The 20,036-nt window shown below is 37.0% G+C and carries 16 protein-coding genes; 9 read left to right on the top strand and 7 right to left on the bottom strand.

Translation table 11 applies throughout. The features are described 5' to 3' along the window. Positions 1-77 precede the first annotated feature (77 nt). Together ACP3T3_RS05895 and ACP3T3_RS05890 are read right to left on the bottom strand one after the other, a co-directional pair. Entirely contained in the window at positions 78-812 is a 735-nt protein-coding gene (locus ACP3T3_RS05895) for a DNA-formamidopyrimidine glycosylase family protein (protein ID WP_426478984.1), read from the bottom strand. Positions 813-910: 98 nt separating this feature from the next. Further along, on the bottom strand, positions 911-1,540 hold the full coding sequence (locus ACP3T3_RS05890) for a class I SAM-dependent methyltransferase (protein WP_426478983.1): 630 nt from the start codon (positions 1,538-1,540) through the stop codon (positions 911-913). 197 nt (positions 1,541-1,737) lie between these two features. On the opposite strand from ACP3T3_RS05890, the gene ACP3T3_RS05885 reads away from it, so the two are divergent. Continuing rightward, positions 1,738-3,093: a deoxyguanosinetriphosphate triphosphohydrolase gene (locus tag ACP3T3_RS05885; protein WP_426479947.1), complete on the top strand. Its 1,356-nt coding sequence runs from the start codon at positions 1,738-1,740 to the stop codon at positions 3,091-3,093. A 7-nt stretch (positions 3,094-3,100) separates the two neighbouring features. Here ACP3T3_RS05885 and ACP3T3_RS05880 read toward each other — a convergent pair whose 3' ends face one another. Beyond that, positions 3,101-3,436, bottom strand: coding sequence for a nitronate monooxygenase (locus tag ACP3T3_RS05880; RefSeq protein WP_426479946.1), 336 nt, complete (start codon positions 3,434-3,436; stop codon positions 3,101-3,103). Between the two features lie 195 nt (positions 3,437-3,631). Here ACP3T3_RS05880 and ACP3T3_RS05875 point away from each other — a divergent pair, with 195 nt between their 5' ends. Next, entirely contained in the window at positions 3,632-4,570 is a 939-nt protein-coding gene (locus ACP3T3_RS05875) for an SPFH domain-containing protein (RefSeq protein ID WP_426478982.1), read from the top strand. 144 nt (positions 4,571-4,714) lie between these two features. On the opposite strand, the gene ACP3T3_RS05870 is transcribed toward ACP3T3_RS05875, so the two are convergent. Continuing rightward, positions 4,715-5,062 (bottom strand): DUF4377 domain-containing protein, encoded by a 348-nt coding sequence (locus ACP3T3_RS05870; protein WP_426478981.1) that lies wholly within the window; start codon positions 5,060-5,062, stop codon positions 4,715-4,717. Between the two features lie 146 nt (positions 5,063-5,208). On the opposite strand from ACP3T3_RS05870, the gene ACP3T3_RS05865 reads away from it, so the two are divergent. The 4 genes from ACP3T3_RS05865 to ACP3T3_RS05850 all read left to right on the top strand — a co-directional run bounded on the left by ACP3T3_RS05865 (position 5,209) and on the right by ACP3T3_RS05850 (position 9,543). Further along, on the top strand, positions 5,209-7,230 hold the full coding sequence (locus ACP3T3_RS05865; RefSeq protein ID WP_426478980.1) for a hypothetical protein: 2,022 nt from the start codon (positions 5,209-5,211) through the stop codon (positions 7,228-7,230). Positions 7,231-7,339: 109 nt separating this feature from the next. Beyond that, on the top strand, positions 7,340-7,798 hold the full coding sequence (locus tag ACP3T3_RS05860; RefSeq protein ID WP_426478979.1) for a lipocalin family protein: 459 nt from the start codon (positions 7,340-7,342) through the stop codon (positions 7,796-7,798). 24 nt (positions 7,799-7,822) lie between these two features. Next, positions 7,823-8,287: a hypothetical protein gene (locus ACP3T3_RS05855; RefSeq protein WP_426478978.1), complete on the top strand. Its 465-nt coding sequence runs from the start codon at positions 7,823-7,825 to the stop codon at positions 8,285-8,287. A gap of 224 nt (positions 8,288-8,511) precedes the next feature. Further along, the gene (locus tag ACP3T3_RS05850) at positions 8,512-9,543 is read left to right on the top strand and encodes a M20/M25/M40 family metallo-hydrolase (protein ID WP_426478977.1); all 1,032 of its coding nucleotides are present in this window, start codon (positions 8,512-8,514) and stop codon (positions 9,541-9,543) included. Between the two features lie 406 nt (positions 9,544-9,949). On the opposite strand, the gene ACP3T3_RS05845 is transcribed toward ACP3T3_RS05850, so the two are convergent. The 3 genes from ACP3T3_RS05845 to ACP3T3_RS05835 all read right to left on the bottom strand — a co-directional run bounded on the left by ACP3T3_RS05845 (position 9,950) and on the right by ACP3T3_RS05835 (position 14,476). Beyond that, positions 9,950-10,294, bottom strand: a complete 345-nt coding sequence (locus ACP3T3_RS05845) for an Mpo1-like protein (RefSeq protein WP_426478976.1) — start codon at positions 10,292-10,294, stop codon at positions 9,950-9,952. Between the two features lie 151 nt (positions 10,295-10,445). After that, positions 10,446-12,134, bottom strand: a complete 1,689-nt coding sequence (locus tag ACP3T3_RS05840; RefSeq protein ID WP_426478975.1) for an APC family permease — start codon at positions 12,132-12,134, stop codon at positions 10,446-10,448. Positions 12,135-12,238: 104 nt separating this feature from the next. Further along, entirely contained in the window at positions 12,239-14,476 is a 2,238-nt protein-coding gene (locus ACP3T3_RS05835; RefSeq protein ID WP_426478974.1) for a CocE/NonD family hydrolase, read from the bottom strand. Between the two features lie 253 nt (positions 14,477-14,729). On the opposite strand from ACP3T3_RS05835, the gene ACP3T3_RS05830 reads away from it, so the two are divergent. The 3 genes from ACP3T3_RS05830 to ACP3T3_RS05820 are packed head-to-tail and all read left to right on the top strand — an operon-like array spanning position 14,730 to position 19,987. Continuing rightward, the gene (locus ACP3T3_RS05830) at positions 14,730-17,693 is read left to right on the top strand and encodes a tetratricopeptide repeat protein (RefSeq protein ID WP_426478973.1); all 2,964 of its coding nucleotides are present in this window, start codon (positions 14,730-14,732) and stop codon (positions 17,691-17,693) included. Between the two features lie 3 nt (positions 17,694-17,696). Further along, positions 17,697-18,188: a hypothetical protein gene (locus ACP3T3_RS05825; protein WP_426478972.1), complete on the top strand. Its 492-nt coding sequence runs from the start codon at positions 17,697-17,699 to the stop codon at positions 18,186-18,188. A gap of 35 nt (positions 18,189-18,223) precedes the next feature. Further along, positions 18,224-19,987, top strand: coding sequence for a TonB-dependent receptor (locus ACP3T3_RS05820; RefSeq protein ID WP_426478971.1), 1,764 nt, complete (start codon positions 18,224-18,226; stop codon positions 19,985-19,987). The last annotated feature ends 49 nt before the right edge of the window (positions 19,988-20,036 follow it).

The following is a 20,036-nucleotide window of genomic DNA, read 5'->3' as shown; positions in this document are numbered from 1 at the left end:
GGAATTCAATAGCGATGGGCCGTTTAAATAAATAAAAATCCTTCAACGGCTTTAGCCAAAATTTAAAATCCTCATTATTAATAAAGTTTCTGATCCTTTTCACAAAAGAAGCTCCTTCTTTTTCCAACACCGGTTTGTTTCTTTATCAGCTTCTGGCCACATACCGGACATACAGATTTGGTATGAACCAACCAATGTTTTTTCAAAACAAATTCTCTTTTCCATTTCAGAAAATCAAAACTGTAGTTTCTGGCTTCAGCAATAAGCTCTTTTCTTTTTTTAGCAGGAAGATTACCTAACAAACTTTCAGGCTGCACTCCGATTCTGAAAAGAACTTCATTTTTAATAATATTCCCGACTCCCGAAAAAATATCCTGGTTCATCAATGCGTCACAGACCATCATTTCCGGATTGGATTTTAATTTCTCTTCGGCTTTCTTAGAATTCCACTGATCACTCATTATATCAGCTTCCCAATCAATGGCAGCAAGAAATTCAAGAGGTACGGATTTTACGGAGCAAGTGTAGAAATAAATGCTTCCGGTAGAAAAAAATAATACTAAACGTAAACTTTTATCCGGCTTCGTTTGCTCATTAATACTATAAGAGCCAAACATTAATAAATGAATCCGGATGGCTGCCTTTTCAAAAACAAGGTAAGTCTGCTTTCCAAAAGTACGGATTTCGAGAAGGGTCTGCCCAATAAAAGAATCTTTCTCAAACTTGGCATTTCCTGCAATTTCTGTGACCTGCTGCCCCGCAAATGGCTGCAGGTTTTCTTTCATTAATATAATGGATGGACCTTCAGGCATAACGTTGATTTTGAGATAAAGATTCAAATAGTATTCCATAACCGGATACACCTGGAGCTTTATCTCAAAACAAATCAGTAAATAAGCTGTACAAACGGTCAGGTCAGTTTCTGTCCCACAAAGCGGATTACAGAACCTGTTCCATTGTGGAATACTCCTTCTTTAAGTTCGATTTCTGTCTCTGCTAGTTCAATACTGTGATAGTCCGGAAAATCAGCCCTGATTTCTTCAACAGAGAATAAAGATTCAAGATCCTTTGGTCCGCCTACCTTTTCATTCCTTGCAATATATTCAAGGTGATTTTTACTGAACGCTTCAAAAATAATAAACCCTCCCTTACGAAGATATTGATTCAGCATCTGATGGATTGAAGACTTTATGGCTGCCGGAAAATGAGCGTATACAAGAGCGATGGCGTCAAACTGTTCTTCTTTATAATTCAAAGCAGATAGTTCTCCCACCTGATAATCAATCGTCATTCCTTGCTGCTCAGCCAGCTGCAATGCTTTGTTTCTGCCATTTGCACTGATATCGAATGCCGAAACCTGCCAGCCTTGTGTTGCTGCGAAAACGGCATTGCGGCCTTCGCCTTCTGCAGGAAACAGGATTTTTCCGGGTGTCAGCCGGGTTAGCTGTTCTCTCAGGTAATTATTGGGCGCTGTTCCATACGCAAACTCTTCGGTGCCGTACCTTTCATCCCATCTGTTGAGCCATGTGTGGTCTGTCATGATAAAAGAATTTAAAATTTAAAAGAAGAATGTGAGCATTCTTCCGCTTATTAGTTGTGTCAAATGTAGAATATTTCCCCAAGCTTTCCGATCTCTGAAAAACGTTTACTGTAATAGATTTTTTGAATGAAGGATCTGTTAATAAAAATTTAAATACTATTCCATACAATTAAAATTTGGAGTAATTTTGAAAAATGATGAATTTAAACCAGATTTTCACCAATCAACGTACAGGAAACAATCCACAGACCAAAGCTTCAAGAACTGATTTTCAAAGGGATTTCGACAGAATTATCTTTTCTTCTGCCTTCAGAAGACTGCAGAATAAAACACAGGTTTTTCCTCTTCCCGGAAGTGTTTTTGTACATAACAGGCTTACGCATTCTTTGGAAGTTTCATCTGTAGGAAGAAGTTTAGGAAGTATCATCGGTGAATTTATTGCTGAAGATTTTAAAAATGAACTGACAGAAGATGCAAAGAATTTTTATCTCTATAATTTAGGAAATGTAATTGCGGCAGCATGTTTGTGTCATGATGTGGGGAATCCCGCCTTCGGACATTCCGGGGAAGATGCCATTGCAAGCTATTTTGAAAGGAACGAAAAAGATCTGAAGTCTAAATTCAATAAAAAAGAGTGGGCAGATCTGGTTAATTTTGAAGGAAATGCCAATGCAATCAGAGTGCTTGCACAACAGCAGCAGGGAAAAGATGCCGGAGGTATTCAGCTTACGTTTTCCACGCTGGCAAGTATTGCCAAATATCCCTGTGAAGCTGTAGCCAAGAAAAAAGGAATTATTCACAGGAAGAAATTCGGATTTTTCCAGAATGAGAAAGATATATTCCTTGAAATAGCCAAAGGAACTCAGCTTATTTCTGAAAGTGAAGAACCGCATATTTTCAAGAGGCATCCTTTTGTATGGCTGGTAGAAGCGGCTGATGATATCTGCTACAATATTATTGATATGGAAGATGCCCACAGGCTGGGAATTGTTTCAACAGCAGATTGTAAAAACTTATTTTTCGAGCTGGTAAAATCGGAGACAGATGATGTGCAGAGAATTGAGACCAAGCTAAGTTCTATTTCCAATGAAAACGAACAGATTTCTTACCTGAGAGCAAAGGTTATCAATGCTTTAATCAATAAGTCGATTGAGATGTACAAATCCAATTTTGAGACAATTCTTAAAGGAGATCTGAGCAACGGCTTACTTGATATTTATAAAAAGGAAAATAAAGCACTGCAGGATATCGAGAGTTTCTCGGTAGAAAAAATTTACAATCATAAAGCGGTTGTTGAGATTGAAAATGCAGGCTACAACGTAATGTATGAGCTATTGGATCATTTTATTCCGTCCATTCTGAAGCCTGACGGCCAAAGAAAATCCTATGATGAAAAAGCTTTGAAATTAATTCCAAAGCAATTCATTTACAATGACGGAACCGATTACCAGAAAGTCCTGGGTGTCATTGATTTCGTTTCGGGAATGACTGATAACTATGCTACCGATTTGTACAGAAAAATTAAAGGAATAGACATCGGAATGACCGTATAAATTCTCTTTATTGTAATAATTCAGAAGCCTCTTCGATTAATGACTGCATTAAGGTGGAGGCTTTTTTATGCTTTAAAAGCGGAGCAATCTGGCCAGACCAGAAGAATACCAGATCATTCTTTTGCTGCTCCAAAGCTGCTTTTCTCAATGCTCCCATAAAATGCGTCTGCAAAGGAAACGGAAGTGTTTTGTCTGTTGCTGCCAGTAGATCTCTTGCAATTTTCGTAGTGATTCCCCGTCCTAATCTACCTGTATACGCTCTGGTTAAAGTAGTGGATTTTGCCGCATCGGAAAATAAGAACTCCTTGTGTACCGGCAGTGCTCCGGATTCCTCAGTTGCCAGAAAAGCCGTTCCTATCTGTACGGCATCTTTGCCCCAATGTAGTTTAATTTAAAAAATAATCAATAATTCCCGGGCTTGGTTTCCAAAGTGTTATATGCTGAATCTTACATTTATTTTTCATATATTTAAACAAATACCAATAAAATGTTTTTAACAAAACAGGATTTATAACGACACATTAAAAAAATTAAAACTATGGGTATATATTTAGCACCCGTCATTTTATTCGGGCTTATCATTTTATTCGCTTCGTTTTTTGTGGTTAAGCAGGAAACAGCTGTTATTATTGAACGCTTCGGAAAATTTCAGGGCGTAAAACATTCGGGGTTGCATCTTAAGCTTCCGATTATAGATCAGATCGCTAAAAGACTGAATCTGAGAATTCAGCAGCTGGATGTGATGATTGATACCAAAACGCTGGATAACGTTTTTATCAAAATGAAAATTTCCGTTCAGTATCAGGTGATCAGAAACCAGGTAGGAGATGCTTACTACCGCCTGGAGAATCCTGAAAATCAAATTACATCTTTTGTATTTGATGTAGTACGTGCTGAGGTTCCGAAAATGAAACTGGATGATGTTTTTGTAAGAAAAGACGACATTGCAGTAGCTGTAAAAAGCGAGCTTCAGGAAGCTATGAACAGTTATGGTTATGATATTATCAAAGCTTTGGTAACCGATATTGATCCGGATGAGCAGGTAAAACATGCAATGAACAGAATTAATGCCGCAGAAAGAGAAAAAACTGCTGCAGAATACGAATCCGAAGCCCAGAGAATCCGTATTGTAGCTGTTGCAAAAGCAGAAGCAGAGTCTAAAAAGCTACAGGGACAGGGAATTGCCGATCAAAGAAGAGAAATTGCAAAAGGACTTGAAGAGTCTGTAAGAATGCTTAATAATGTAGATATCAATTCCCATGAAGCATCAGCACTTATTGTGGTAACACAGCATTATGATACTTTACATTCAGTGGGAGCAAGCAGCAGAAGTAATCTTGTGCTTCTTCCCAATTCACCTACTGCAGCAAGCGGAATGCTGAATGATCTTGTAGTAGCCATGACAACTGCAAACACGGTAGGAGAGGTTACAAAAGGTAAATATCCGGATCCGCCTCAAAAAGAAACAGGATTTTAAGATAAAAAAGAAGAGAAGAAGGAGCAAAAAAAGATGAATCATTGGAGAGTTTTCCCTGATTGTCAAAAATAACTTCAGATTTCATTCTTCCAGCTTCCTGCAAAAAAAAAATGCTTCTGAATTTTCAGAAGCATTTTTTATTTATTATTTTTTCGTTTTAGAAACCTGTTCTACCAATGTATATTTGATTGAAGAGGCATCCGCCGGCGGGTTGTCAACTTTTTCTGTTTTAACTTTTAAAACATATTCGTATCCCGGTTCATACGTGAAGCCTTCAATATTGCTGTAGAAATTCGTCCAGCTTTCAGAAGCATTTTCTTTTACCTGCAGACATTTCATAGGAGCTACTCCTGTACAGTCTGCTGTTTGTGGTCCTACGATGAATGTTTTTTCATCACCTGCGGATGCATTGGCTGTTGTTGTACATTGCGTCATCACGAATAATGCTAATGCGGGTGCTGCCCCTTTTAGAATTGTTGCTATCCTTTTCATAAACTTATTTTTCTCCATACCTCGCAATTACCATGCCGAAACAGTTTTCCTTAATTTGTAGTACTTCTGCTATTGTTTTTTACTTTTTTAATCATTTAATTTGAATTTTTTAATACACTCACCAAAATATAATTCTTATAATAAATATGGATAATCAAATGCAAGTTGAAAATTACAGGATTCAAAAACCTGAAATGTGGGCAGGAAATATCAGTGATGAGGATATAATAAACCGAATCAATGACTCTGAATTTGCCAAAAAACAAATCGATGAAGGTAGAGATTACTGCTACTTTTTAGATAAAAGATATTATACGAGCAACACAGAAAACAGTGAATATGTCTGCATGGCATATACGCTGAACGAACCCGGCAACCTGGAAAGAGCCTCTGTTTCCGATGTTATTGTGGAAGAAAATGAAGTATACCAGATTCACAGAATCAGTGTTTTGAGAGACGGTGTATTAATAGATAAGATTCCGGATACGAAAATAAAGGTGCTCGATAGTGAAAACCAGAGCAGCGGAGGTGTTTTAAGCAGTAATAAGAAGATCAATATCACGATTAAAGATCTCAGGCTGTATGATGTACTGATTTTAGAGGATTCAAGAATTAAAGAATTTACAGACCGTGATTTTCTCAGAAAAGAGTTTTCAAAATATGTATGGGTAAGCCCTGATAATTACTGGGCTTATGGCAGTTTCAAATTCACATTCATCAATGAACGTGAGCAGACGATTGCTTATAAAAAGACATTTTTCAGAGATGAGCAGGGTAATGTTCTTGAGCCGCAGGTAAATCATCTGAAAAAAGGAGAGCGGTTCGTTATTGAAGAGGAGAATTATATTAATCCTGTAGATTCCGGGCGCGAAATTTTCCCTTTTGTAGATTTTGCTACAGAAAGCAGCTGGAAAGATTTGTCCAATTATATTGTGCCTATCTATGAAGAGATTTTCAATAAGGCCTCCTTACAGGATTTTGCGCCGAACCTGATTGAAAAACTGGATGCCATTGCGGATCAGGATGACAAGCTTCAGTTTGCCATAGAATATGTTCAGAACCATATCTATTATATCTTCAATGCGGATGAAATGAATGGTCATAAACCGCAGGAGCCCTCAGTAACTTATGAAAACAAGCAGGGAGATTGTAAGGCAAAATCGGTTTTATTAAAAGTGATCCTTGATTATATTGGAGTAGATGCTTCTGTTGTACTGGTAAACTTCAATACAGATTATTACATCAAATATTACCTGCCATCCCTGTTAAGCTTCAACCATGTTGTCGTAAAAGTGAATTACAAAGGCCACGAATATTTCATAGATGCTACCATCCGGGATGAATTCGGATTGATAGAGAACAGGGGATTCATCTATTTTATGCATTACCTGGAAGTGAAAAAAGAGCAGGAACTGCAGGTAAGAAAACCTTATAAATTTCCTTATTTCTGTATAGATGAAAAAGTAGATTTCAATGCGCAGGGCAACATCGGAAAGCTTACTTTGTCAACCACTTACAAAGGGAACAGGGCGAATGCGATGAGAAGGTATTTTAAAAGCACCAATAAAAGAGAAATCATAGACAGCTGGAACAGTTTCCTTTTCTATGCGCTTAATTATTCCGGTGACAGAAACGGTACAGATGTAAGGAATGTATTTAAAGATGCGGCTATTGATGTGGTAAGCGATGACAAAAGACTGAATGAAGTCAGGATTCAGTATTCTGCTGCCGTTGAAAATCCTTATTTTGTGGATCCGCAGAAAAACCGTTTTCTGATGTACTTTGACCGGAATGTAATAAAGGCAAGTGCACGCGATTTTATGCATAAAGATTTACCGTTCTGGCATAATTTTGACAGTGAGAAATATGAAATCAACCTGCATACGGATCATACAATTGATACTGAAGAAAAGTATACCGTTCAGGAAAGCACCATTGCCAATCCGTATTTTGACTATAAAAGCCGTAAAAAAGTAAGCAGGAATGGCGCAAGTGTATTCATTGAATACAATCCCCTGATCAATATTGAAATTCCACAAAGTGAATTTGAACAGTTCAGAACAGATCATCATACCGTTGCTGACAGCAATTTCGGACTGGGAATTGATATTATAGAACCAGGTTTGATAAACAGGCTTAAATTCAGCTTTAAGAAAAAATTTAAATAGAGAATTTTAAAGTTTAAGAATTAGATTTCAGCGGGCGGCGCAGCCGCCCGCTGAAAATCTTTATTATAGTGTATTCGTTTTAAAATTATATAAAATCATAGATTTATTTATGTATAAGATATTTTGCCTTACCTCTTTTCTGGCAGTTTCATCCCTGATGAGCGCTCAGAAATTAACCAAAGAAAATGTTACAGGATTCTGGAAGCTGAAAGAAGCCGGATTTTATGAAAATAAAAAGAAAGTGGTTAAAGAATTTGATAACTGCCGCCTGATGAGAAATTATGCGATCAGGGAAGATGGCTTTGCCATTTATAATTATGTAGAAGGAAGCTCGGGAGACTGCAGCCCATCCGAACCCAGGCTTTCTTTTTGGAGAATCGTGGAAAACAGAATCCAGTTTTATGCAGATGATAAAAATATCCTTGAAGAAGTGGAAGTGACGATGAATAAAGACCATACGATAACCTTTTCAAGCTATATTCCTGAACGGACAAAAGTAGATGGAGATGCTCTCGCTGAAAAAATAGCAAATACCGTACACTACGATATTCTTGAGAAAATATACTGATTGTAACCATAAATTTTTTGATGTATGAATTATGTAACGGTTATTTATCTCGTGAATCTGGTATTGTATGCCATGTATTTCTTTGGAAGAATGGGTAGTGAAGTTGATGTTTCAGAACTGGATTATGCCGTTTCCGGAATCCTATCTCTATTTCTGATTTTTGCAGGATATCTGAATGCAAAAAAAGGAATGATTTACAGGACTGTTCTTTGGATGTTTTTTGTCAATATGTTTTTATTTATTTGCTCCGGTTTATTTGATCAGTTTGGAAGTAATTTTAATATTCTTTCTACCGGTAACAGTGACAGTTTTCTCTTTTCACTGGCCCTGCTTGTTTATAATGGATATCTTTTTCCGCTAACCGTTATTCTCGATGGTTCCGGCCTGGCATTGATAATTCCGGTGGCGATGTCTTTTATTCTGCCTTCATTGGGATATCTGATAGGGAAGAGGCTTCATACGGACAAACAAAATTCCACTGATGGATAGTCATTGCGAACCGAAGGTGAAGCAATCTCAATAGAGAAATATAAAGCTGGGAAACGCAAAGGGACAAAGAATTCAGCGGGCGGCGCAACCGCCCGCTGAATTCTTTATTATAGTTTATGAAAATAAAAAGAAAGTGGTTAAGGAATTTGGCAACTATATAGATTAATACCAAAAGGTTTCAATTGAAATATGTAACTTTGGAGAAGTTAAAAATAAAAAACACAATGAAAAACTATTCTTTAATCTTATCTTTTGCTGTTGCAAGTTTTATTATTTCCTGTAAAAACACAGAACAAAAAACAATCCAAAATTTTTCTGTTGAACAATTGGTAGATAAAAATACAACATGGAAGCATTTGGAAGAAATCCAAAAAATTGCTGATAACAATCAAAATCATCGAAGCGTAGGGAGCCCTGGTGGAATTGAAACTGCAAATTATATTGAAAGTCAATTAAATACTTTTGGTCTAAAACCTCTGAGATTACCTTTTGAGACGGAAGACAGAGAGCATAAAAAAATTAAGGGGCAGAATATAGTTGTAGAAATCCCTGGAAAAAGTAAAGATATTATTATGTTTGGAGCACATTATGATTCTGTGGAAATGGGCCCGGGAATTAATGATAATGCTACGGGAGTAGCTATTTTACTGGAAATGGCCTCTGTCATCAAAAAACAAAATATTATTCCCGAAAAAACAATTCGTATAGCTTTCTGGGATGCTGAAGAAGAAGGTGTTTTAGGTTCAGTATATTACACAAAGCATCTTTCTGAATCGGAAAAGAAAAGTATTAAGAGCTATATCAACGTAGATATGATGGGAACAAAACAACCTGAAATTCTGGTATTGGATGGAGATGGCAGCAGCTTTCAGCAGATGCGTGAAATTTTTAAGAAAAAAGGTATACCTGCCCAAAAAATAGAACAATTAGTAAGGGAAATGGAGAAAAGTATACCCAAGCTTAAAGCAGGTTCAGCAGAACTGGAAAAGATAGTAGAAACTTACCTGAAAAATAAAAACATTAAATATAAAGATGATTTGCTTACTTCTCTAAGTACTGATACAACAGCTTTCATAGAAATATGTCCAACAACAGGACTGGGAATGATCCATGATATTTTACAAGCTGATGGAAAGCTTCTTTTTGCACCATGTTATCATCAGCCTTGTGACAACATCAGTAATGTAGATAAAGATTCCTTTTATATTGGTTTAGGCCTTATTACCCATCTTGCGGATCAATTGGCTCTTAAATAAATATTCATGTTAAGTTGTAAAAATCCAAGAAACATTCGTCTTTAAACAGAAATAAAGTTTTGGGAGAAATTACAGAATTGGAGCGCTTAATTACTATCCGAACTGACATATTAAAAAGCTTGAGAGCTACTATTCAGAAATTACATGTATTTAAGTTACATGAAGCAAAAAATATTAGTTTAACCTCAAAAGCAAAAGAGGAATATGCTCTCCTCGGGGAGAAAACCTTTTAGCAGGCTTTTAGATATTTGGATCCGGACGGTAATAGTATAGTAAGATATGTAAGACAGAATTCTGAAAATTATCTTAAATTATAAGTATGCATAAACCTATTGAAAATTTATTTTCAATAGGTTTATCTTTAATATACTTAGTTAATACTTTTTGTATAAGGAGACAAAAAGCTTTAGGGATGCTCCTGATTCTGAGGCTGATTGTCAGGTCCTAAGAATTTCTGTTTACCAATTAATAATTCAAAAAACAGTTTGAAATCCGAGATAAGAGACCATAAAGGATATTTAAAAGTAGCCGGTTTATTTCTTTCAATCACCACATGACTGAACCAGGCAAATCCATAGCCTACAATGGGAATATACCATAGAAATCTCTCTTTTCCGGAGCTGATAACATATCCTATAACGAAAAATACCAGAAACGTTCCGATAAAATGAAAAATCCGGGTTCCCGTTTTACTGTGCTCGGTAAGATAAAACTGATAAAACTCTCTGTATGTTTTAATTCTTTCAGCCATGGCATTTTAGTTTATTGATTCTGTTTGACCTAAAGCAATAATTCTGCCGATTTTAAGAAAAGTTAAAAAAGAAAAGGCAAAATAGCCAATCGGTTTTTCCATCAGGTTTAACCTTTTGCTATTTTGCCTTTCTATAGCTTTGTTTTATTATTTATTTAGCTCTGTTTCTTAATTCTTTTCCAAGTTTACTGTTTTTGTAACCGTAGCAGAAATAAATAACCATACCGATCAGAAACCACATACTGAACCAGAACCAGTTCTCATGACTCATTCCTGTAAGAAGGTACAGACATGAGCTTAATCCAACCAAAGGAATCAATGATAAATTCTTGATAAAAGCTATAACACATAAAATCAGGTTGATGATAATAAAGAAGAAAATAGAAGCTCGGAATTCTCCTTCTTTAGGATCTGACCAGTTCATCAGATTATCAAAAAATTCCGGCTGCAATTTGTAAAAAACCAGCAAGCTGCCAATGAAAACAACAGGAAAAATGATTTTACCATTCACATAGGGAAGGTGAAATCTGCCCTTAATCTTCTCTTTAGCCGGAAGCATAAGCACTCCTGCACATACCAGCACAAATGCGAAAATAGTTCCGATACTGGTAAAATCAAGGATAAATGTTTTATCCGTAAACAGAATAGGAATTCCTACTACAATTCCGGTAACCACAGTTGCATAGGATGGTGTTTTATATTTAGGATGTACTTTCTGAAACCTTGCAGGCATCAGTCCGTCACGGCTCATTGCATACCAGATTCTCGGCTGTCCCATCTGGAAAACCAATAGTACAGTGGTAATGGCAACAATCGCTACGAAAGAAACCACAAGTTCCATCCAGGCTACATTGGCATTGGTTTTTTCAAATATGAATGAAAGCGGATCTCCCACACCATCAAATTTCTTGTAATCTACCATTCCTGTCAGTACAAGCGTTAATGCAATATAGATCACTGTACACAATACAAGAGAAATGATCATTCCCTTTGGTAAGGTTTTTTGCGGGTCTTTGGTCTCTTCAGAGAGTACACTTAGGGCATCAAATCCAATATAGGCGAAGAATACCCCAGAAACAGCACTCATTACTCCTGCAAAGCCATTTGGCATGAAGGAAGGTGTTCCGGTTGTAGCACTTACAGGGGTCCAGTTATCAATGCTGACATAGGATACTCCTACAAGAATTATCAATACAATTACTCCCAGTTTTAAGATAACCAGAGAGTTGTTGAAGTTTTTACTTTCTTTTACTCCTACATAACAGAGCCATGTAATCAAACCGTTAATCACCAATGCCGGAATATCTACAATAAATTTCAGGCTTCCGATTAACGGAGCGGTTTTCCAGGCATTTAAGAGTTCTTTGTTTTCAGAGCCATACTGAACGGCTTTTCTAGCTTCGGTATAGCTGCAGGTAAGATAATCGGGGATATGCATTCCGAGGCGTCCTAAGAAGCTCGTGAAATAATCTGACCAGGAAAAGGCTACATAAATATTCCCGAAAGAATATTCCATGATCAGAGCCCAGCCTATTATCCAGGCAATCAGCTCTCCAAAACTGGCATAAGCATACGTGTAGGCGGAACCTGCAGTAGGAATTCTACTGGCAAACTCAGCATAGCATAGCGCGGTAAACCCACAGGCGAAACCGCAAATCAAATATAGAAGGATAACACCTGGGCCACCTCTGAAAACGGCTTCTCCCAAACTGCTGAAACTCCCAGCTCCAATAATGGCCGCAATACCAAAAAATACAATGTCCCATACCCCTAAGACTCTTAAAAGCCCTGTTGAAGTATCTGTATCTGAATAGATTTTTCTTCTAAAAAGTTGACTCATTCAATAACTATATTTGATTTGAAAAAAAGCAAATGTAATGATTTTTTATTTTGATGTTAACAGTCGTTAACAACATTTAAGTAAAAATGCTTAAAACCAGGATTTTACTCTTTATAAACAGGAATTTCCACATAGCTGTCGTTATACCATTTTATCTCCATCGGTTCCCCGGAATCCTTTATCGTTTCATCACTTACATCTTTGCCTGTTCCATAATTGATCTGCCAGTTGGGGCTTTTATTCACTCCGATCAATAACAGAAGTTTACTTCCTTTTTCTATCTTTTTACTCATAAAAAAGGAGTTGTTAATAGGAATCTGTTCCAGTTTATTCGGCTCAAGAAGCTGGCGTACTTCATTGTTTTTTGCATAGCTGGCCCTTACCATATGAGTGGATAATAAAAAGGATTTGCCATTCTGCCGGATTTCGTACAGCGAAGTATCCGTATCAAAATCTTTTTTATTGATGGAAACATTGAAGATTCCGGAAAGATTTCCACTGATGATCATATCCTTGTCAAGCACTTCACTTTCAAAAGCAATGGAAGTGGTTGTTTTTATACTGTCTTTTTTGCTGACTTTGTAGTAAATGTCTTTCTGATCCCTGTTTTTAAAATCAACAACTTGGGTTGTAAAACTTTTAGTCTCAGGCTTATTAAATACCGAAGAAGCGTTTTTTTTGTCCTGAAGGTAAAATTTCAGGGTAGAAGTATGCATCTTGTCAAGATCAGCCACATGTTTCCAGGTATTGGTATTCATCACCTGAAAATTGATCCTGTCTTTTAAAATTTCGGGTTTTTTAGCTCCTTTAAGGATATAATCAAACCATGAAAAAGCAAGGTCATCGATACTTATTCTGGCCACCGGATCAATGGGGTTGCCATTCACGTAAGTAAATCCGAAACTTTGTGCCCCTCCATGATTGTATGGTCCCATTACAAGATAATGATCTGCATTTTTATTGTACAGATGATGTTGTTTAAAATAATACAACGCACCAATCTGATCATCATCATAATAACCCGTCGTGGTCAGGATAGGAATATTGATGTTAGAAAAGTCCTCTTTATAAGGAACCATTTTCTGCCAGTACTGGTCATAGCCCGGATGATCCAGCCATCGCTGGAATATTTTGCTTGGTTTCCCGCTTATGGTATCCAACGATCTGAATGCTTTCCCGCTCTTATACCATTCTGTATTAATGAAATTCCATTTTGGGAAATCATTAAAGTCTACTTCATCCGTAAGTTTATTGTTGGTAACATACTGTATCCACTGTAGCATGTAGCTCATAAATATATTGTTCTGAGCAGGATAATCAATACCGATTCCTACGGCAACCTGTGGAACAATCGTTTTTAAGGCCGGGTGAACTTTTTTTACGGCTGCCCACTGGCTGAAACCTAAATAACTTCCACCAATCATTCCCACTTTTCCGTTGCACCAGGGCTGTTTGCTTACCCAGTCTATCACTTCATAAATATCTTGTGATTCATGCTCAAAAGGATTGTTTACATCATTGCTGTTTCTCTTGCCACGGGTATTTACTACCGCCCCTACATAATTATAGGTTGCCGCTCTTTTTCCAAAGAACTCATCAATAGGGCCTGCGTAGATATTATTGGTTAAAATAACCGGAAGCGGGGAAGTGTTGTCCTTTTTGCGGACAATAGTGATCGTAAGGGTATTTCCGTTTATCTTAAGATTTTTGGTTTCAGTAATGAATCTTTCCCTGTCTTTTGAAGCCAGCAGCTGCATCACCTGGGGTTTGATGCCGGAATAGGTTTTATAGGTCAGATAGTTTTTACATAGTGCAAGAGCCGTTCTGTAATCAATACTATCTTTGGCTTTTTGTTTGTCCAGCACATTTTTCAGCTGTTTTCTGGCTTCCTTCACATTTCCGTCAAGAGCAAGCCCTAGTCTGGGAATCAATTTTTCCGGAAGACTTTCATATTTTTGATTAAAGACTTTCTGAAGGGCACTGGAAAAAGAAGTATTGTTTTCTTTTTGTATTATTTTCGCCAGGCTGTACAGTTCAAATCCGATAAATCTGTATCCGCCCATATTGTTATCGGCAAACAGATTACGGTTTTCAGAAAGAGAAATCAGTGAATTTTTATAATCCTGAGCCACCATCTGCAAGCGGAAAAGATTATCCATAAGATCCACGGTGTTTTCCGGTTTATACTTTGGGGACTGAAGGTGAGGAATTACTTGCAGGGCAAGTTCCGGTATCTGTTTTTCCAATATAACAGAGTCTGTGACAGCGGTCTTTGGAAAATAAAATTTTTGTGCCTGCAGGAGGTTTACAAAAATTAATGCTAAAAGAATCTTAAATTTCATGGGATGGTGTGTTTATGGTATGTTTTTAGCTGATGTTGAGAAGTATCAAATAAAAATATGGTTTTGATAACTGTTTATTAAAATTTTACATTTTATCAGACGAAAGTAATAAATTTTATCATTATATAGTGAGAAATTTTCAGGGTTATGAAATAAGTATTAACAATCATTAACTCTGTTAAAACTTGCTTAAACAATAAGTTTTTAATATTTTCGTTAACTTATTTAGACTAATTTTCTTATATCAAGAAGAATGAAATCAAAAAAAATACTTTTAGCGGCGGCTGTCATTTATTTCGGAATTTCCGATGCTCAGCAGTCCCAATATTTTACCCAGAAAGAAAATTACAGGTTCAATCTAGCCGAAAATCTTTATCAGACCAAAATATACAACGCTTCCCAATACGAATATGCAAGACAGTATTTCTACAATCAGAATTTGTCCCGTTCGAAAAAGGAAGCTGCGCAGTTTTTTGATAACGTGATTGGTGTGATTCTTCAGAAAAATCATGCTGAAGAAGGGTTAACGGCTTTCATGAAAGAATATCCGAATTCTGCTTATTTTGCACAGGCTAATCTTCCGCTGGCAGATTACTACCTGGCAAAAAAAGATTTTGACAAAGCATTGGAAACTTTGAAAAAAGTGAACCAATATCAGCTTTCGAAAGAGGAGAATACCCAGTATATTCTGAAGCTTGGATATGCCAAATTCATGACCGGAGATTCCAAAGGAGCAATTGATGCACTGGAAGAAGCTTACAAAACAGCAGATCAGTCCCAAAAAGGAGACATTGCTTATATGCTGGGACATTTATATTACAGCAACAGGCAAAATGACAAAGCTTTCCAGTATTTTGATTCGATAAAAGATCAGGATAAATTCTCCAAGCTGGTGCGTCCTTATTATGTACAGATGTATTATAATGATAAGAACTACGATCAGGCCATCACGGAAGGAAATGCGCTGTTAAAAGAAAATATTTCAGATTCTTATAAAGCAGAAGTTCATAAGATCATTGGGGAAAGTTATTTCATGAAGAATGATTACAATTCTGCCTATCCACATTTAAAAGATTATCTGAGCGTACAGCAGAATCCATCTGAAAACGATTTGTATGAAATGGGATTTGTAGCTGCCCAGCTGAAAAAATATGATGAAGCCGTTTCTTATTATAACCAACTTCTGAACAGCAATTCCGCTCTAGCACAGAATGCATACTACCAGCTGGGAAATGCTTATCTGGCAGTGGATAAAAAACAGGAAGCGCTTTCTGCATTCCGTTCTTCTTACCAGATGGATTATGATGCGAAAGTGAAAAAGCTGGCTCATGAGCAGTATGCTAAGTTAAGCTACGATATCGGTAACCCGTTTGAAAGTCCTTCGGCGGTGATTCAAAGCTATATCAACGACAATCAGAATGACGCCAATGCTACAGAAATGAGATCATTATTGGTGAAATCCTATCTGTATTCCGGAAACTATAAAGAAACCCTGAATGCGATTGACAGATTGCAGAGTTCCACTCCTGAGATCAATAAAGTAGACCAGGAAGTTTCTTATTTATTAGGGACTGAAGAGTTCAACAAAGGGAATTATGATGAAGCTGAGAAATATTTCTTAAGAAGTCTGGGTTTCAATATCAATAAAGAATTCAACAGCAGAGCTTTGTACTGGCTGGCACAGGTGTATTACCAAAAAGGAAATTATCCTTCTGCCATTGCCCGCTACGAAAAGCTTCTTAACGAAAATTTCCCTGAAAAGCAGCAGCTTCCATATGATTTAGGATATGCTTATTTTAAATCCAAGAAATTTGATCAGGCTGCAACCTACTTCAAACAATATCTTACCAATCCGAAACCTGAATTTAAAAATGATGCAGAACTTCGTCTTGCAGATATCCATTATGCCAATAATGATCTGAACGAAGCGATTGCCATTTATGATAAAAATGAAGATGCTACGGATTATACTTTATATCAAAAAGCAATGGCTTTAGGATTCAAAGGAGATACACAGGCGAAGATTACCAACCTTAAAAACCTTTTATCAAAATATCCGGATTCCGAATATTACGATGATGCTCAATACGAAATTGGTACAGCTTACGCGGCCCAGGATGATTTTGCCAACTCCAATGATTATTTCGGAAAAGTAATTAAAGATTCTTCAGACAAGGATCTGATTGCCAATGCTTCTATTTACAGAGCGCAGAATTATATCGACCAGAATCAGAGTGATAAAGCGCTTTCTGAACTGAAATCTCTGGGTGAGCAGTATAAAAATACAGCCTATGCTCAGAAGGTGGTGCAGGCAGCAAAACCGATCTTCACGAAAAACGGAGATGTTTCGGGATATGAAACTTTCGCAAGAAATATTGGGGTGGATGTGGATGCTTCTGAAATAGATGAAATCAACTTATCAACAGGTAAGCAGTTATTCGCGAAGAAAGATTACAAAAATGCTATTTCTTACTACGAAAAGTATCTGACACAGAATCCGACAGGTGAAGGATTGTACCAGGCGAAGTATGAATTGGGAGAAAGCTATTATCAGACTAATAATTCAACTAAAGCTTTACTTGTTCTTCAGGAAGTTGCTGGAATTCAGAACGATTACCAGGATGATGCACAAACTCGTTTAGCTCAGATCTTTATTGCACAAGGGAATACAGCAGAAGCTAAAAAATACCTTGAAGGCATTAAAAATTCTTCCAATATCAGCATTAAAAACTATGCTAATGTGGAGCTGATGAAGCTGTACGCAGAAGAAAATAATTTCTCTGAAGCTGAAAAACTGGCCAATGCAGTGATTGCTAATTCTAAAAACTCTGCTGCCGTTATTGAAACAGCGAAAGTGATCAAGGCAAGAAGCCTGATGAATTCAGGAAAAGATAAGGATGCCCAGGCAGCTTATGTCTCTCTTGAAAAATCATCCAATACTTCGGTCGCTGCGGAAGCTTTATATGCTAAAGCCTATTATCAGAACAAAGGAAAAGCATTTAAATCCTCTAATGAAACAATCTTCAAGCTTGCCAACAACTATGCTTCGGAAGAATTCTGGGGAGCAAAAGCGTTAGTATTGATGGCGAAAAACTATATCGGGCTGAAAGACAACTATCAGGCAAGTTATACCTGTGATCAGATCATTGCGAACTATAAGGATTTCCCTGAAATTGTTGCAGAAGCTAAAGAAGTTAAGAAACAGATTAAGAAATAGGTGATGAAGGTTTTTAAAATTGCAATCTATTCTTTCTTAGTTTCGGCTTCTCTCTGGAGCTGCATTCCTTCGTACAGTGCATATCCAAAGGAATATAACCATGCAAAAGCCGACTTTCCAAAGCAAAAAGCTTTTGTAGTGAATAAGGATCTTAAGAGAGAATTTGAAATTTTAAAACATTCTGATATTTATGAAATTGTAGAAGACAGTACCCATGCAGCGAAGATCACCCTGCATCCGATGCTGACGCGTACGCCTCCTTGCGGAAATCCTATGATTGGGAGTATGCTCACAGTCGGATTACTGCCTTCGGGATTTCCGTATGATATTTCTTACAGCTATGATGTATCAGAGAACAGGACAACGAAAAATTATCAATACAAATTACAAGTTTATCAAAGCCTTTGGCTGTTTAATATATTCAGACTGGGGAGAACTTTTTCAAAACAGTCGGGCAAAGCTTTATTAGGCAGTTATATTGCTTCCAATAAATAAAAGCCCGGTATATATTTTTTTCAAATAAAGAAAATATGAACAAGAAAATTCAAATATTATCCATATTATTTTTAGGGGTTTCGTCAGTGGCGTTTTCCCAGATCAAGGAGGAAAAGCTGGTTCTTAACAAAAAGAGAGAGCCGGAAGTGAAGAAGATCGAGAAGAAGAAAACTTCTGTGGAAACCATTAAAAATTATCCGCCGGAAGAGAAATCACAGACGCCCGTGAAGTATACCATTACGGATGTTCCGGCAGTTTCAGATTTCAAAACTTCAACGATCCAGGGAGAAGATGTGGCTCCGAAATTTGACGGAACGGCCCAGAATAATTATTTCCAGTTTGGAATGGGTAATTACGGGAAAGTTCTGGTAGATGGAAACGTTTCAAAAACCCTTGAAAATAAGTTTGAAGTAGGAGCGGATGTTCATGTACTTTCGACTAATGGTCTTAAAAAAGACTATGACTGGAAATCCGGACAGACTTCTGCTAATATCGGAGCTTTCTTAAACTCTTACGGAGAAAAAGGAAAATTCAATATCAATGCGGAATATGGCTTGGACAGTTACAATTACTACGGAATTTACGCCATGCAGCCTACCGGAGAGCTTGATCTTAAACAAAAGGTTAACCAGTTTAAAGTAAATGGGTACTACGATTTTTATTCCAATGAAATCTTAAATGATGTAAGGGTAAAATCATCATTCCTGAAAGATCATTTTGATGCGCAGGAAAACCAGGTTTCCATTCTTGCGAATTTCTCCAAGCATGCTGTTGAACTTGGAAAATCAGGTATCAACCTGAATGCTGATTTGGGAGTAGGATTAGATGCTGTAAAGACAGATTTTGCCATCAGAGATAAAAATTCCTCCAATTTCTTCAATACCAGCCTGACTCCAAAAGTGACATTCAGAAAGGGTGACTCTTATTTGATGTTAGGATCTTCATTCTCTTTCCTGAATGCTAAAAATTCCAATGATCAGCTGGAACAGCAAAAAAATAACAAAACGTACTGGTTTCCACAGGCAGAATTCCAGTTTGCTGCAGCTAAAGAATTTAAATTCTACGGAGGGGTAGACGGAGGTTTGAAGCTAAATACCTACGGAGATATGTTACAAACGAATCCATTTATCCTTTCTGACCAGTTTTTAAAGCCTACAGAAACGAAATATCATTTTTATGTAGGATTGAGAGGGGATATTGATGAAACGTTGAAATACGACTTCTCTGCGGGCTACGGAAAGATGAGGGATATTATGTTCTTTAAGGCTAACGGTCTTTTTGATAACACATCTGTTAACCGTTCTGCATACAATTTTGCCAATACCTTCTCTGCAGTATATGATGACGGAAATGTAAGCGATATCAAAGGAAGTGTGCAGTATTTCCCGTTGGCAAACCTGATTTTAGACGGGGAATTAAGATTTACCAAGTACGATCTTAAGAATTACGACAATATTTACAACGTTCCATTGTTCAATGCGAGCATTGGGGCAAAATATACAATGCTTGACAAAAAATTATTGTTAGGCTTCAAAGGGATCTTTGCAAGTGACAGAACAACAAACTCTTATGCGATTGAAGGCATAGGCGATCCGAATGTAATTTTCCAGTCTACGGAGAACACCAACGATAAAGTTGGCGGCTATGCTGATTTAAATCTTTCCGCAGAGTATAAAATTCACAAAAATTTCAGTATTTTTGCACTCGGAAATAATCTTCTGAGCTCAAAGTATCAGACGTACAAAGGCTATAAAGTCCTGGGTGCACAGATTCTGGGAGGTGTGAAAATTACTTTCTAAAGTATGAATGATAAGTAATTAATAATAAACTATATTTGTATACTTATTA

Origin of the sequence: Chryseobacterium sp. CBSDS_008 (assembly GCF_049959325.1) — a bacterium.
Classification (GTDB): Bacteria; Bacteroidota; Bacteroidia; order Flavobacteriales; family Weeksellaceae; genus Chryseobacterium.
This window is presented reverse-complemented; position numbering and strand designations above follow the sequence as displayed.